This is a genomic window from Vibrio sp. RE86, assembly GCF_013114545.1.
GTDB lineage: Bacteria > Pseudomonadota > Gammaproteobacteria > Enterobacterales > Vibrionaceae > Vibrio.
The window spans coordinates 112,281-127,735 of sequence record NZ_VTXI01000006.1 but is presented as its reverse complement, the minus strand read 5'-3'; the positions used below and the strand labels follow the sequence as shown (position 1 = coordinate 127,735).

12 protein-coding genes are annotated in these 15,455 nt (G+C 45.8%); all 12 read left to right on the top strand.

Annotation, left to right across the window (positions count from 1 at the left end):
• Positions 1-15: 15 nt before the first annotated feature.
• The 12 genes from F0231_RS08105 (at position 16) to F0231_RS08050 (ending at position 15,449) form a co-directional block, all read left to right on the top strand.
• Positions 16-852, top strand: coding sequence for an OmpA family protein (locus F0231_RS08105; RefSeq protein ID WP_171759221.1), 837 nt, complete (start codon positions 16-18; stop codon positions 850-852).
• The gene (locus tag F0231_RS08100) at positions 839-2,932 is read left to right on the top strand and encodes an SLBB domain-containing protein (protein ID WP_171759220.1); all 2,094 of its coding nucleotides are present in this window, start codon (positions 839-841) and stop codon (positions 2,930-2,932) included. Before F0231_RS08105 ends, F0231_RS08100 begins: the two co-directional genes overlap by 14 nt.
• Positions 2,932-3,627, top strand: coding sequence for a chromosome partitioning protein ParA (locus F0231_RS08095; protein ID WP_171759219.1), 696 nt, complete (start codon positions 2,932-2,934; stop codon positions 3,625-3,627). Before F0231_RS08100 ends, F0231_RS08095 begins: the two co-directional genes overlap by 1 nt.
• 11 nt (positions 3,628-3,638) lie before the next feature.
• Positions 3,639-4,454, top strand: coding sequence for a phosphate/phosphite/phosphonate ABC transporter substrate-binding protein (locus tag F0231_RS08090; protein ID WP_171759218.1), 816 nt, complete (start codon positions 3,639-3,641; stop codon positions 4,452-4,454).
• A gap of 11 nt (positions 4,455-4,465) precedes the next feature.
• On the top strand, positions 4,466-6,790 hold the full coding sequence (locus tag F0231_RS08085; RefSeq protein WP_171759217.1) for an ATP-binding protein: 2,325 nt from the start codon (positions 4,466-4,468) through the stop codon (positions 6,788-6,790).
• 24 nt (positions 6,791-6,814) lie between these two features.
• A complete protein-coding gene (locus tag F0231_RS08080) occupies positions 6,815-8,266 on the top strand; it encodes a sigma-54 dependent transcriptional regulator (protein ID WP_171759216.1) in 1,452 nt (483 codons plus the stop codon).
• Positions 8,247-9,299, top strand: coding sequence for a glycosyltransferase family 4 protein (locus tag F0231_RS08075; protein WP_171759215.1), 1,053 nt, complete (start codon positions 8,247-8,249; stop codon positions 9,297-9,299). Before F0231_RS08080 ends, F0231_RS08075 begins: the two co-directional genes overlap by 20 nt.
• Positions 9,300-9,429: 130 nt before the next feature.
• Positions 9,430-10,635, top strand: a complete 1,206-nt coding sequence (locus tag F0231_RS08070; RefSeq protein WP_171759214.1) for a glycosyltransferase — start codon at positions 9,430-9,432, stop codon at positions 10,633-10,635.
• Positions 10,628-11,827, top strand: a complete 1,200-nt coding sequence (locus F0231_RS08065; RefSeq protein ID WP_171759213.1) for a glycosyltransferase — start codon at positions 10,628-10,630, stop codon at positions 11,825-11,827. The genes F0231_RS08070 and F0231_RS08065 overlap by 8 nt, the downstream gene beginning before the upstream one ends.
• A gap of 11 nt (positions 11,828-11,838) precedes the next feature.
• Positions 11,839-13,266, top strand: coding sequence for a lipopolysaccharide biosynthesis protein (locus F0231_RS08060; RefSeq protein ID WP_171759212.1), 1,428 nt, complete (start codon positions 11,839-11,841; stop codon positions 13,264-13,266).
• The gene (locus F0231_RS08055) at positions 13,263-14,627 is read left to right on the top strand and encodes an O-antigen ligase (RefSeq protein WP_171759211.1); all 1,365 of its coding nucleotides are present in this window, start codon (positions 13,263-13,265) and stop codon (positions 14,625-14,627) included. Before F0231_RS08060 ends, F0231_RS08055 begins: the two co-directional genes overlap by 4 nt.
• A 108-nt stretch (positions 14,628-14,735) precedes the next feature.
• Positions 14,736-15,449, top strand: a complete 714-nt coding sequence (locus F0231_RS08050; protein WP_171759210.1) for an acyltransferase — start codon at positions 14,736-14,738, stop codon at positions 15,447-15,449.
• Positions 15,450-15,455 lie beyond the last annotated feature (6 nt).

Here is a 15,455-nt window from a genome sequence, read left to right as displayed (position 1 = left end):
ACAAAGGACGTTGGCATGAAAATCTTCACACACATAGCCCTAATTGCGACCGCCGCTAGCCTTATCGGGTGCAGTAGCTACCCTGAAGATGGACGTGGCGGCGTTGCAGAAAGCTACATTCAATCTTCGTTTACTCCGGTTATGCCAGACGAGCCTCTAGGCCCAGAGCATGGACTTCGTTTTGACTGGCAACTGACCAAACTTCACCTCGACTCCCTGATTCGTGAAGGTGCTCGCTGGTGTTTTCCTGCGGCAGTTGTCCAAGCATTAGAAAAACAGAACAGAATTGCACGTGAACTTGAAGGCGGACTTCACTTAGACGCGGCTAACGACATTGTGATTCAACGTAACCGCTTAAATGAATTAGAACGTCAGTTAGACTACGTAACTTCTCAATCTAAGTGCGTACCGCCAACTGACGAAGGATCATTCCAACGTCGATTAGCCACCATCGACCAGCTTTACAATTTACTTAACGTAGACAACCAGTTCGCCTTTAACTCGACTGAGATCAACCCGAAATATATGGGTCACCTTGCCCAAGCATCAAACATATTGAAAACCAAACCACAGCTGCACTTAACGGTCACGGGTCATGCGGACTCAGTGGGTGAGATTGATTACAACCAAAAACTCGCGATGGGGCGTGCTCAGCAGGTGAAACGCTATCTCACCATTTTTGGTTTAGCGCCAAGCCGTATAGAAACCAAATCGGTTGGCGACACACTGCCTTTATTCGAAGGCGAGTCTGACGGGGTTCGATTAACCAACCGTCGCGTCAGCATCGAAATCATTGATAAACAAGAGAACACAGAGTCGCGCATGCAGGGAGGCTACTATGAAAACGATTAATTTGATGGTGGCAATGCTATTGGCATTCACTCTAAGCTTTGCACAAGCTAGTGAAGAACGTGTTCAGATTGGCGACCTCATTCAAGTCAACTTACCTGGCGAAAGTTCATTAAACAAAGGGTTTCAAGTAGATAAACGAGGTCGAATCACTCTGCCAGAAGTTGGAGCTCTTTATGTAGCTGGATACAGTGAAGAACAGTTGGAAATCGCGGTAAAAGAAGCGCTAGAGAAAGTATATCGCGACTTGTCATCGGCCACTATCTACATTGCTGAGCAGCAGATCCTTGTTTCAGTTCAAGGTTATGTGAACTCTCCGGGCGAATACACGTTAACCAAAAGCGCCGACATTCAAATGGCAATTCACGCAGCTGGCGGTTTACGTGCGGGTGCACAGTTGAACAATTTGTTTATCAAACGTGGCTCAGAAAAGGTTCCATTCAACTATAAAAGCTTTCTTGATAGTGGTGATGAATCCCTACTACCTGCTTTAAAGTCTCTCGACACCATATTCGTTCCAGCGTCTCCACTTGTCGGTAATATTGAACAAGAGTTTGATGCTAACAAACTCGCTAACGCAGGTGACAGTGCGGATGGTCGAACAGCGATTAAAGTCTTTGGTGAAGTGAACGCACCTGGTTCCTTCAGCTTTAAACCCAATACAGACTTGGTCGATGTAATTATGCGTGCGGGTGGCGTGACCCGTTATGCTTCTGTCGAGCAAATTCGAGTGATTTCTGACAACACACCAAATTTGTTTAACCTTAAAGCCTATCTGGATAGCGGTGACATCTCGATGCTGCCTAATCTAACACCTGGCACAACCATCTTTGTTCCAAAGCAGGAAGAAGAGATCAAAGCCGGTGCGAACGTTGTCTACATTATGGGTGAAGTCGCTCACCCTGGTGCGTACGAAGGCAAAAACAACGCATCATTCATGGATATTTTAGCTAATGCAGGCGGCCCTACCCGATACGCTGAGTCACGCCAGATTCGCGTCATCAAATCAAATGGTCAAGTCATTAAGTTTGACCTAACTGCATTTACTGAAGGGATAAACCGCCGCTCTCCACCTACAATCGGCCCAGGAGACGCGATCTTTGTTCCTGAGAAAACCGACATGAACGAGAAGTCTTGGCTGAAAATCGCACCTACCCGAGCTGTTAGCGTCATTGGTGAGGTAGTACGCCCTGGACGTATCGAATGGTCGGATGAAATGAATCTAATGGATCTGCTTGCTCATGTTGGTGGTCCAACACTTAGAGCAGACACCTCAAAGATTGAAGTTGTGACACACGGCAACAAGCTACATGTATTTAATCTCGACGAGTTCATATTAAGCGGTGCACCAAGTTCAGACTTACCGATGATAAGCGCGGGCGCGATTGTACGCGTACACGATCTGCCTCAAGATCCGTCTGATAATAAATCCCAATGGGTACGCCAAAGTTCAGATGCGTCCATCTATGTGTTTGGTCAGGTTAACTCTCCAGGTCGTTACCGATTCACCAAAGAGATGCACTTTCTAGATATTCTGTCAGCAGCGGATGGCCCAACCAAAGATGCCGATATCCATAATATTCGTGTCACTCACCGCGATAAAACCTATTCGAAGGTAAGCAAGCTTAACCTGTCACTCTATTTCGAGACCGGTGACGAGAGCCTACTTCCTGTCGTTACCATGGGCGACACCATCTACATCCCTGAGAAAGATAAAATTTGGCTTGATCGCTCTAAAGAGTCTACAGTTAGAGTATTAGGTGCTGTAAATAAGCCAGGGAGATATGTTTTCGACGACAACATGACAGTACTAGATCTACTTGCTGAAGCAGGCGGTCCTTCAGAAAGAGCCTATCTCGAAAAAATCTCTATCGTGAATATGTCTTGCTGCCAAGAACAAGCCCGCACGTTTGATTTAATCGACTTCAGTAAAACAGCCAATATATACAAGCTACCCGTGCTTCGCGCTGGAGACACCATCTATGTTCCCGACCGCAGCGAAAGCTTTATTGAAAAAGCGCGCGTTGGCCTTGAAGACATTTTACGTCTCACAACCACCATTGTTCTAATAGGAGCGTTGTAATGATGATTCCTGCAACCCACTGTGAAATAGAACAAGTCTACTTAGCCGCGGAAATGAGTGGATGCCGCTCACTTTGTATGACAGCTTGCAACTCAGGTGACGGCGTCACGTCTGTTGTCACCGCTTTAGCTGAACGTTACTTGTTGGCTGGCCACAGAACTCTCGTTGTGGATCTCAATACCTTTCACCCGGCGTTTGAAGGCGTTGAACTGTCTGATAACAAGGCGGTTCATGCAGGGGCTTTGATTAGTCACTCTACAACGCACCAGCTATTTACTGGTATAACAACACCAACCGATCAAACAGCCTTACTCGCCTACAAAGATCCGTCTACGCTTAACGCACTGGTCTCTGGTTGGTTAGAGGAATACGACAGAGTCATTTTTGATACGTCTCCTTTGCTACTGATCAACCGAGGCAACGTCCCTGCACAAGTGATTGCGAGCGCTTGTGACCAAACTGCGTTGGTTATTTTAGGTGGAAAAACCAGCGCTAGTCAGCTTGAGAAAGCAACATCAATGCTCTCTTCTCCCTCGATTTCCATTCTTGGTTCGGTTTTAAACTTGAGAGATCAAGCCACGCTAGCCCAAGAGATCGTACGGGAGCTCAATCGATTACGTTTTATCCCTCGAACATGGCGCGAACGTTGGGCCCAGAAAATCCTTACTAATGAGTTTCTCGCTCAGTCAGCCTAGGTATTAACACTATGAAATTACATCACTGCTTTACTGCTAAAACACTCATTGCCCTAGCCTTGGTCTCTCCGCATGTTGCCGCCGAAACCTTAACGTTTGGTATTGTGCCGCAACAATCAGCAAGCCGACTTGCACAGCAATGGGAACCTGTCATGCAGTATCTGTCTGACCAAACCGGCTACGAGATCAAATTCAGTACCGCTTCGGACATTCCTACCTTTGAAAAACGTTTGGCTGACGGCGAGTACGACCTTGCCTACATGAACCCATACCACTACACGGTATACAGTCGCGCTCCTGGTTATCAAGCCATGGCTAAAGCGAAAGATAAACAAATAAAAGGCATCATTGTTGTTCGCAAAGAAGACGGCTTCCAATCACTAGAACAGCTCGACAAACAGACTCTGGCCTTTCCGTCTCCTGCTGCCTTTGCCGCAACCATCTTGACTCAATCCGACTTAAACAATGCCAACGTTGACTACCAGTCAGATTACGTCTCATCACACGACTCTGTCTATTTGTCGGTTGCGAAAGGCTTTTATCCTGCTGGCGGTGGTGTCATGCGAACCTTTAATTCGATTCCTGATGAAGTGCGTAACAAGTTAACGCCTCTTTGGGTGACGAAACCTTATACCCCGCATGCCATTGCGTACCACCCAAGAGTGACAGCCTTACAAGCGAAAACAATTCAAGGCGTTCTAGAGTCAATGTCAGCAGAGTCTGATGACCAACATCAACTCAGCAAACTCAAAATCAAAGGATTCGTTTCAGCCAAAGATAGTGATTGGGACGATGTTCGCGCTCTCGATATCCACCTTCTAGATTAGAGGCTTCGCACATGACTTTACGCTCTAAAACAGTATTAGGAATTGCCCTTATTGAAATTGCGGTGCTGCTGGTTTTGGTGTTTAGTGCCATGAATTTCTTATCCGATTCCAATGAAAAGCAATTAATTCAAAGGGCAAACTCTAGCGCAGTGATGTTTGCTCATGCAGCCAAAGACGCCGTTCTTTCTACTGATCTCGCCACGTTAGACGACCTCGTTAATGAATTTATGACGTTAGAAGATGTCGCTTACGTCAGAGTTGTGCGACAAGGTAGAGAGATGGCCTATGCTGGTGACAAAACACTGTTAGAGCGCGCTAGCTCGAACGACCGATCGCTAGATATGGTTGATGACGGTATTTTTGATATCCACATGCCTATTGAAAATAACGGCACACGTTACGCCCATGTCGATATCGGTTTCGAAACTGCACCAATCAAAGCCATGCTTGCACAAGCCCAAAAGTCGATCATTGGCATCGCGACCATTGAAGTTATTCTGGTTGCGCTGTTTTCTTTCGTGCTCGGTACCTATTTAACACGCAGCCTCACCCGTTTAACCACCGCAGTAAATACCATTGGTAAACAAGGTCCGGGTTATCAGCTTAACGACCAATCGAAAGACGAACTTGGTGAGGTCGCTAAAGCGTTTGATGACATGTCCGCCAAACTTGAGAAAGACTATAAAGATCTGACCGATGCCAGAGTGGGTGCTGAGCAAGCGAACGATTCCAAAAGCCGATTCTTAGCGTCTATGTCCCATGAGATTCGTACACCGATGAACGGAGTCTTGGGAATACTAAACATACTTGAAGAGACAAAGCTCACTAATGAGCAGAAAAAGTTAGTGGCGACCGCGACCGAATCGGGTCATTTCCTACTTTCCGTGATCAACGACATTCTCGATTTCACACGAATGGAATCCAATACTCTGATTCTAGAGGACAAACCTTTCGACTTTCGTCATTGTGTGGAGAGCGTAGTTGACTCCTTTACGCCCGCAGCCACCAGCCAAAACCTGATTCTTCACTGTTACATTGAGGGTTCTGTTCCAAGTAGAGTCAGCGGTGATGAGAACCGTATTAAACAGATCCTGCTTAATCTTATAGGTAATGCGATTAAATTCACCCATGAAGGCAGCGTCACCATAAAAGTGCGCTCAGAGTCGCTCAACGACAACAAAACTCAGATTACATGTGAAATTCAAGATACTGGTATTGGCATCACTCAAAGCGCAATAGAGTATCTATTTGATGAGTTTACCATGGTTGATCAAACCTACTCTCGCAGCAAAGAAGGCTCAGGATTAGGTCTTGCGATATGTCGTCGTCTATGTAATCTCATGGACGGTGAAGTTCGCGTAGAAAGTGAACCTGATGTAGGCAGTACGTTCACCTTTGATATCACTCTCCAAGTTGCCGACTCCCTGCTCTCTTGCCCATCGCCTAAAGCGACACGACAAGAACTTCATAACCCGAACGCCAGAATCCTCGTAGCCGAAGACAACCGAGCAAATCAGCTTGTAATTAAAGAGATGTTTAAACGTCTTGGTACCAATATCGATATCGCAGAGAACGGCCTTGAAGTGGTCAGCATGGTGCAACAATATCAATACGACCTGATCTTTATGGATATCTCCATGCCTAAAATGGATGGCATGAAAGCTTGCCAAGAAATACGTAAGCTTGATGACCCGAATGTCGCACAGTTACCCATCATAGCGCTGACTGCACACTCATTAGCGGGCGACAAAGAGAAGTTTATTACAGCGGGTATGGATGACTATCTATCCAAACCTTTGCGCCTTTCACAACTGGTTGAAAAAATTAATCTATTCTTAGATAAACAGGAAGAAAAAGAGCCAGTTCAAGATTCTGATGGTTTGGACTTGAATAGCAAACCAATCACTTATAGAACTGACTCTAGTGTGGATCCCACAATCGAGCAACCAGAGACAAAGGAAGTGCTAAATTTGGAACTCGTAGACGAACAAGTCATTCAACAGATGATTGAAGACACCTCTGCAGAGGTTATCCCTTTATTGATCGACCATTACATTGAAGAGTCTAACGAACGTTTAGGCAAAATATTCGATGCCATCGACAGTGAAGATAAAGAAACATTGGAGTTTGAAACACATACGTTAGGCAGTTCAGCGCTGGCATTGGGCAACCGAAGTTTGTCTAACCTTGCAAGAAAAATAGAACACCTTTGCTTAGATGGACAAGAGCAACAAGCCTTCACCTATAAAGAAGAACTCCAGCAAATTGCCAAGCAATCCCTGATTGCAATTGAACAACGTAAAGAACAAGGGTTCAGTGAGTCAACTGAATCATAAAGGCTTAAAGATAGGATATCGCCAATGAAACCCAAAGTATTATTAATCGAAGACTCCACTTCGCTGGCAATACTCTACAAGCAGTATGTCAAGGACGAGCCCTATGACCTATTTCACGTCGAGACAGGTAAAGAGGCCATCGCCTTTATTGAACGTAATGTCCCACAGTTGGTTATTCTCGATCTTAAACTGCCCGATATGGATGGCGAGCAGATTCTTGATTGGATTAACGAACGACAAATCCCAACCTCTGTCGTTGTAGCAACGGCACATGGCTCGGTCGACGTAGCCGTGAGTCTGGTGCAAAAAGGCGCTAAAGACTTTCTTGAAAAGCCGATCAACGCTGATCGTTTAAAGACCTCCATCAACCTTCACCTGCAGCAGGTAAAACTGGCGAACCTTGTCGACGATATTGAAAACAAATTCGATCGAAACCGTTTTCATGGATTTATTGGCTCTAGTCTACCGATGCAAGGGGTCTATAAGATTATTGATTCGGTTGCCCCAACCAGTGCCAGCGTATTTATCATTGGAGAAAGCGGTACGGGTAAAGAGGTCTGTGCAGAAGCCATCCACCAAGAAAGTAAGCGTAAAGATAAGCCATTTATCGCGATTAACTGTGGTGCGATCCCAAAAGATCTTATGGAAAGTGAGATATTCGGCCATGTTAAAGGCGCTTTCACTGGAGCCACTTCAGACCGTAAAGGTGCAGCCTCAATGGCGCATGGAGGAACACTGTTTCTAGACGAATTGTGTGAAATGGAGCTTGAGATGCAGAAAAAGCTTCTGCGTTTCTTACAAACCGGAACCTTCACTCCGCTTGGCGCAAACAAAGAGATGAAAGTCGATGTCAGAATCATCTGTGCGACCAACCGAGATCCGCTTTTAGAAGTCGAAGAAGGTCGCTTTAGAGAAGACCTCTACTATCGAGTCCATGTCGTACCGGTAGACATGCCGCCACTGCGTGAACGCGGCAACGACATCCTTACCTTAGCAACCCACTTTTTGAAGCTATACGCCAAAGAAGATGGCAAAAAGTTTTCAGCTATCCACCGAGATGCTGAATCCACTCTGAAGCGTTATAACTGGCCTGGCAATGTTCGCCAACTGCAAAACATTGTGAGAAACATCGTGGTACTGAATGACGATAGCCACTTAAGACTTGAGCACCTCCCTGCTCAGTTCAGCCAAACGAAACGTGTAAAAGCTGAGCCAAGCCATACAGCCACGATTCCAACTCCAACCCCTACAGTTGTGGAGCCAAGTGAGCACCGCGTAGAGAGCATGGAAAGTGTTAGCGACAAGCCGGTACAGATTCGTCCAATGTGGCAGATAGAGCGTGAAACCATTCAGCAAGCGATCGATTATTGTGATGGCAATGTATTGAACGCTGCGGTGTTGTTGGAGTTAAGTCCTTCTACTGTTTATCGCAAAAAACAAGCTTGGGAAGCCGAGGATGAGCAGCAACTCGTCTAATTCTGTCTGGCTTGTCATAGACAGCCTCACCTTTGGTGGGATAGAAACGCATGTGCTTGAGCTCGCTAAAGGGCTCAAGCAATTCAATACCCCACTCAAAGTTTGGTTCGTTCGCCGCTACGACTCCCCTAGCCAATTGGCACATAAGCTTGAAGCGAATCAAATCGACTTCGGTTATCTAAGCGATGGTGGCGAATCTTACTTTTCAAACTTGCTTAGCCAAATCAAAACACACAAGCCTGCGGTTCTGCACAGTCACGGATACAAGGCTAGCATCGTATCCAAACTGGCTAAACTCTTGACGGGAGTTAGACAAGTCTCGACTTATCATGCAGGCGAATCGCCAAAAGGGATTGTCGCGATTTATGATGCTCTCGACCGATATTCCAGTTTTATCTCTAATAGTTCCATTTCAGTCAGTGACAAAATTGCGTCCAAGATTCTAACTCGTTCCGAAGTCTTCAATAACTTCGTCGACAACCAAAACACTAAGCCCTCTTTCGGTAAACAGATTGCCTTTGTTGGGCGCTTAAGCGAGGAAAAAGCGCCAGATAGAATACTAGAACTTGCACAGCTTAATCAGACGTTAAGTTTTAATATCTACGGTGACGGCCCCATGTTGGCTTCATTAACATCCAGTGCTCCTAGCAATGTTACCTTTCACGGTCATCAAACCGATATGCCGAGTGTTTGGAGTAATATCGGCTTGCTGATCATCTGTTCTCGTTATGAAGGCCTTCCTATGACAGCTTTGGAAGCGATGGCTCGCGGCATTCCTGTTCTATCTCTTGATGTTGGCAATATGTCGAAGCTAATTGTGCACGGTAACAATGGCTATATCGCTGCTTCGATGGTGGAACTCAATCAACAATTAACCGAGATTGTCTCGTTAAGCAGCGAGCAACAGTCTCAGTTACGAGAACGCGCAAGAACCACGATTAATAATCATTATTCAATCAAAGCCGTCATTCCCGATTTGTTATCACTTTACTTCCCTTCACGTCCCCAAACTGATTCTCAAATTGAGAAATAGTCGCTCGCCCCAAAATCAATCCAAATAAGTTCAATAATAATAACAACTTACATAAAATTAAACTCTGGCACCCTGTTTGCTCTAATCACTTCATATCACTTTTATGTTGAAGCGTGTTTAGGAGTTGGTTATGGCAAAGCGAATATTATTTGTACATTATGGCGACGATTGGATTCGAGGTAGCGAGAAGTGCCTGCTCGATCTTGTTAATAATCTGGATAGACAACATTTCACTCCGATTGTTTGGACAAACAATGAAGCCTTAAAAACAGAGCTGGAACAAAGCTACGTAACATGTCATCAAGATTCGTTTCCTTTGCTGCTCGGTTGGCATGCGCCTAAGTTTGACCTTTTCGCTTGGAAATCATTAGTGACAGCTGCTTGTGCGATGATCGACAAGCACCGCATTGATCTCATTCATGTCAACAGTGGCGCGCCCTGCCAGTGGATGTTAATCGCTGCACGCATGAAAAAGATTCCTCTAGTAACACAACTTCACTGCACCTATCCTGCCAGAGAACGTTTGTCTTACGGGTTAAACCTCGCTCCGCACGTGATTGCAGTCAGCCGACACGTTGCTCAAAATATCACTGATGATGGTTTTCCTAGTGAAAAGCTCACTGTAATTCACAATGGCATCAATACCGAGATATTAGAGAAACAAGTTCCAAGGAATGTTCATCAAGAGCTGAACATTCCTGAGGACCACTTTATTTTTGCCACCGTTGGTTCACTTATCGCAAGAAAAGGCGTTGATCGCATCCTCACTGCTTTGCGCCATGTCACCCTCGAATACCCCAACACACACCTAGTTGTCATCGGTGATGGCCCGCTTCGCGCCACCTTAGAACAACAATCCGAGTATCAGCATCTACAAGATCATGTTCATTTTGTCGGTGAACAAAGAAATGTACTGGGTTGGCTTAAAGGATGTAACGCCTTTATCAGTGGAGCTCGAAGTGAAGCATTTGGTCTCGCGGTGGCAGAAGCCGCACTTGCAAAGCTTCCTGTCGTCGCTCCATTTGAAGGAGGGATTCCAGAATTTATCTCTCATGGTAAGACAGGCGTTTTGTTTCCTAATCATGGCGTCGCGCCAATGGCAAAAGCCATGCGTATCGTCATCAATAATCCGAAAATTGCTCAGACACTTGGCGAAAAAGCGTACCACTACATCATCAAACATCACTCGGTTGCGGTGTCGTGTAAAAAGATTGAGCGCGTCTATCGTCAGTTACTCACAGAGCCCAAATCACAACCTCGTTCTGTGGTTAATCTTTTCTCGCCAGTAAAAACGTTCGTCATCAACCGTCTATCTACGGGAGGTCAGCATGGCTAATTGTAGAAAAACACTCGTTTTTGATCCTGTCACTTTCAAAGGCGGCTCAAAAGTAGCGACATGTGATGCGTTGGCTGAATGCCGCACTCAGGACAATGAGTTTATTGTTTTAACAGCAACGCCTGAGTTCTGGCGTGATAGCGACTTTCATCATACTCACAAAGTCTCGATAGTGACTCTTTACCAGCGCTCTTACTTGAGTAAAAAGCAACATGGTTTGCTTTATTGGTTTGCCCAGAGCGTTTTGTGCCTTCAGCTGATTGTCGTTGCGTTAAAAGCCCAAAAGATCCATAAAATCGTTGGCGCTTCCGGCCCTGGTATCGATATGGCAATTTATCTCTATAAAATGATCAGCTCCGTTTCCGTAATTCAGTTTATACACGGAAACGTCGGCTTATCACGTTCAATCGGCTACTGCTTAACCAAAGCAGATACGGTGCTTTATTTACCTTCAACACGTTCAAGTTTAAAGCACGCACTTGCTGCATACCTTAGCCATGTAACGGGAGTTGAAGATTCCAACGCCGTCGCGGAATCACATTTAAAATCTGATCGTTTTCAGTCCTTTGTTAACGGAATCCCCCGTTCACGTTGGCCATCCCCATGCCAACACACTATGCCAACTTTCATGTGGGGTGCATCTTTACTTAAATGGAAAGGTCTCGACTGCATGTTAGACGCGTTTGCCATTTCAACTCAAGTACGTACCTTTCCACTCAACATCTGTTTTATTCGCCCTAAAGATACCTCCCTGCCGATAACGGATGCACCGAGAAACCAAAATCAAGTGCAATGGTATGACGATCCGGACAATCTAGATGAAATTCGAACCCAATCTAATATCTTCATTTCAACCAGTCACAAAGAGCCTTTTGGCTTATCGATACTAGAAGCACTCGCCGCAGGGATGTGCGTGATAATTCCTCAAGATGGTGCGTTCTGGGATCAACAACTGACACACAATGTCGATTGCATTAAGTATCAACCGAGTGACGCGAACGCACTGGCTGATGCACTCTTGTATGCCGCCTCTGAGAATGGGCTGCTGCAATCTTGCGGCAAACATGCGATGAAATTGGCCAAACAATATCGAGCAGACTATCGTTATCACCGCTTTGCCCAACTCATCAATGATGAAAAAGCCATTTCGCGTTTGACCTCAGCCGAATTAGCTCAGTTGAAGCAACGTTAGAGGGACAAAGTATGCGTCACGATTATTTAAAGAGCATGAGCCTATACGCCGTCAGTATTTTCTTGATGAAAGGAGTTTCGCTGATCACGTTGCCTTTGATGGCGCATTTCCTCTCCCCCGCGCAGCTTGGGCACCTTGAGTATATTTCTATTACCACGGTATTTTTCAGTTTGCTTGTCGGGCTTGCAATGCATGAAAACCTTTACCGTTTTATCGGCACTATAGAAGACTCAAGTCAGCAAAAACAACAAGCCGCTCGCTTATACAGTGCCACCTGCTTGATGTCACTCTTCTTTGGTAGTCTCATCTACATTGGCTACTCCATCAGTCCTTGGCAGGTAAAGGAGATTAACTCAGCAATTGCAACGCTCATTACGATTGTGTTGATCTATGAAGCGCCATTGGCCATCGCGCTTGCTTGGTTAAGGTTACAAAACGAAGCTAAGCTATTCTTCCAAGTCTGTATATGTACCGTTGCGATGCAGGTCGTGCTACTGATTGTTGCCCTGACCCAATTCCCGAGTGTCGAGGTACTTTTCGCCTTCAATGTCATCTGTACTCTTGGCCAATTTATCTATTTGCATTTCAAGATTGGTTTTACACTTTCTTTACCACCTTTTGTGTCGTACAAGCGCTATATCAAATACTCCACACCAATCATGCTTTCCGGTATGGTCGCGTTTGGTTTGAGTGGCGCAGAGCGCTGGCTAATTGCCGGAACCACCGATTTATCGACCTTAGGTATTTACGCGATCGCAGCAAAATTTGCCCTTGCTGTCGGCATCATGCTTCAACCCTTTCATATGTGGTGGATGCCGAAACGCTTCCATGCTTACGAATCACAAGGCCGTCACTACACCACCAAAATTGTGCAATATGGGGTTTTATTACTGTGTGTCATTGCAGTAACAGCCTCCTGGATGAGCCAAATTTTTATTCTGACCGTTCTACCCGACGAGTATGCACTTGCAGCCCAATACGTCGGCTTGGCCATCGCGATGATGCTGTTTAAAGAGCTGGTTGAGTTAACTAACTTCGGGATCCTCTATTCTCAAAAAACGTCCCGCCTTCTTATCATTAACATCGTTTCTACGCTCATCGCACTATGCGTGTTTTATCTCACTATCGGCAGCGGACTTGTTGCCATTCTACTGGCGCTTATTGTTGGGCAAGTTTGTCGATTTATCGCAACGCTTATACAGAGTCAGAGCTTAACTCCGCTCGCCTATCAACATACAGGGTTGCTAGCCCTAATCGTGCTCACAACTTTGTTCTTGATCACCAGTCGTTTTCAATCGCAATTGGAAGTCTCGCTGCTCATGCTTGTTATGCAGCCGTTATTACTTGCTGCCCTCGCCGTTCGCTTTGAATTACTCGAACGTAAACAGATCAAAGCGACCTGGTTGAGCCTGCAAAACCTTGTGAGTAAAACGTCATGAACACTGCCTCTCGCAATCGAACCATCGCATTCATGATGCTAGCATGCACCTCTTTAGCTTTTGTCTGGAGCGCAGTTCCGCACCCTGCGATCGTTGTCGTGCTTTGTTTTGCACCACTTGGAGTCTTGTTTGTTCTCAATCAAACGTTCTGGTTAGTCTCACTCTTTGTGTTGTTCTCATTCTTTCGAATCCACGAAGCGTTCGCACCGCTTTATTCTCTCAAAATTCCACTACTGCTTTCTTTAGGCGCATTAGCAGGCTTACTTTGGCACAGTATCATCAGCCGTAAAATTCAGATGTATTGGCACCCAACTTTTACGTGGTTAACGGTGTTTTGGGTACTGGTTATCATTGGAGCAGTCTTGTCTTCCAACCCTGGATTGGCCATTACCTACTTTAAGAATATTTACTGGAAAATCATTCTGATGACGTTCGCCATCGCTTGGCTTGTCACTTCAGAGAAATCGGTTAAGCAAATTTCATCGTTGATCATTTGGACAGGTATGCTGATTTCATTGGTCGCACTTTATAACTCCGTCAACGGTATTGGGATTGTAGAAGGTTCACGTGTAACGATAGGACGTCAACTTGGCTCCGTCTTAGGCGATCCGAACGACCTTTCATTGGTGCTCATGTTTCCCCTTGCCTTCGCAATCAGCTTTGCAACAACGAAAGGAATCGGTGCCAATCGAGTGTTGGGGATTTTATGCCTTATCTTTGCCATGTCAGCCGTTATCGCCACACAAAGCCGTGGTGGCCTGCTTGGTTCCGTCGCGGTGTTTGGTATTTTTGGCTTGCGCCTAATCCGATCAAAAATGTTACTGATTACGATTGGTGTCATCGCCCTTTTGGTGCTTTTCGCAGTCGCCGGCATCTCAGATCGTCAATCAGGTGGAGCTGCAGAGGCAGGAATTGATGCCTCTGCAATGGGTCGACTCTACGCGTGGGAGGCAGCGTTTAAAATGGCGTTAGATAACCCGCTAACAGGTGTCGGCCTGAACAACTTTTACGCCAACTACTTTTTCTACAGTCCCCATTGGGATGGTCTCAATCACGCCGTTCACAGCACTTGGTTTGGGGTTCTGGCAGAAACAGGGTTCTTAGGTCTAATTGTATTTATTGGCATCATTGTTTCCTTGATGAAAACCAGTCGCCAAAGCTTAAAAAGACTCGAGTCTTCGGTCACCTCTCCGTCGCCTTATCTTCTTGCAACTTCAGTCGCTGTTTATGCCGGGATCGTTGGCACGATTGTATCTGGTACCTTCCTTACACAAGGCTTTACCTGGCCTCTTTATATTCTCGCAGCACTGTGTATAGCTCTATCAAAGCTTACGCAAAAGTATTCTCAAAATGAGAAATAGGTAAGCGCCTCTCCATTGATCAAGCTAACGTGCTGATATATATCTATTTTTATTTTGGCACGCAACATGAAATGACTACTGCATAGCGAGAAGAATAAGGAGCTCGATATGTTGGCTAGTCAGATGAATGAATTCAAAACTTGGTTGAAGGAACACGACAACCCCACTTACCGCCGCATGTTTGCCATCTTGAAATCGATAAGAGCGTGCGATATTCCAACCCCTAAGTTCTTCAATAAGGTTGTCGCTTGCGCTTATCAGCTGGTTACAACGCTACTTAGTGCATTGATTCGTGTCTTCATCCATACCCCCGCCTTTAAAGGGAAGCTTGATGCGTATGGCCGCGGCCTCTATCTATTCGGTGGAGTGCCCTTTATTTCAGGGCCTCTCTCTTTTTCACTCGGGAATGACTGTCGCATTTCAGGCCAAACCACGTTCAGTGCAAGGCCACAATCACAAAATCCGAAACTGATTGTTGGCAGTAACGTTGATATCGGCTGGCAAAGCACGTTTGCAGTCGGTCAGCGCATCATCATCGGTGACAACGTGCGTATCGCTGGGCGCGCTTTTCTATTCGGTTATTCAGGCCACTCGCTCGATGCAGAGTTGCGAGCTCAGGGCCACGGCGACTTAGATGAAAATGTCGGCGACATTGTGCTCGAAAAAGACGTTTGGCTTGGGACAAACGTAACCGTGTGTCCAAACGTCACGATTGGAGAAGGAACCATTGTAGGGACAGGCAGCGTTGTGACTAAAAGCTTACCGCCGTTTGTTGTTGCGGCAGGGAATCCTGCTCGTGTTGTGAAGCAGTTGAACAACTAGGAGGCG

What these genes read in the sequence shown, in the direction of transcription:
- F0231_RS08070 (WP_171759214.1), top strand. Translation starts at nt 9,430, where the DNA reads ATGGCAAAGCGAATATTATTTGTACATTATGGCGACGATTGGATTCGA.
- F0231_RS08095 (WP_171759219.1), top strand. Translation starts at nt 2,932, where the DNA reads ATGATGATTCCTGCAACCCACTGTGAAATAGAACAAGTCTACTTAGCC.
- F0231_RS08085 (WP_171759217.1), top strand. Translation starts at nt 4,466, where the DNA reads ATGACTTTACGCTCTAAAACAGTATTAGGAATTGCCCTTATTGAAATT.
- F0231_RS08060 (WP_171759212.1), top strand. Translation starts at nt 11,839, where the DNA reads ATGCGTCACGATTATTTAAAGAGCATGAGCCTATACGCCGTCAGTATT.
- F0231_RS08065 (WP_171759213.1), top strand. Translation starts at nt 10,628, where the DNA reads ATGGCTAATTGTAGAAAAACACTCGTTTTTGATCCTGTCACTTTCAAA.
- F0231_RS08050 (WP_171759210.1), top strand. Translation starts at nt 14,736, where the DNA reads ATGTTGGCTAGTCAGATGAATGAATTCAAAACTTGGTTGAAGGAACAC.
- F0231_RS08080 (WP_171759216.1), top strand. Translation starts at nt 6,815, where the DNA reads ATGAAACCCAAAGTATTATTAATCGAAGACTCCACTTCGCTGGCAATA.
- F0231_RS08075 (WP_171759215.1), top strand. Translation starts at nt 8,247, where the DNA reads ATGAGCAGCAACTCGTCTAATTCTGTCTGGCTTGTCATAGACAGCCTC.
- F0231_RS08105 (WP_171759221.1), top strand. Translation starts at nt 16, where the DNA reads ATGAAAATCTTCACACACATAGCCCTAATTGCGACCGCCGCTAGCCTT.
- F0231_RS08055 (WP_171759211.1), top strand. Translation starts at nt 13,263, where the DNA reads ATGAACACTGCCTCTCGCAATCGAACCATCGCATTCATGATGCTAGCA.
- F0231_RS08090 (WP_171759218.1), top strand. Translation starts at nt 3,639, where the DNA reads ATGAAATTACATCACTGCTTTACTGCTAAAACACTCATTGCCCTAGCC.
- F0231_RS08100 (WP_171759220.1), top strand. Translation starts at nt 839, where the DNA reads ATGAAAACGATTAATTTGATGGTGGCAATGCTATTGGCATTCACTCTA.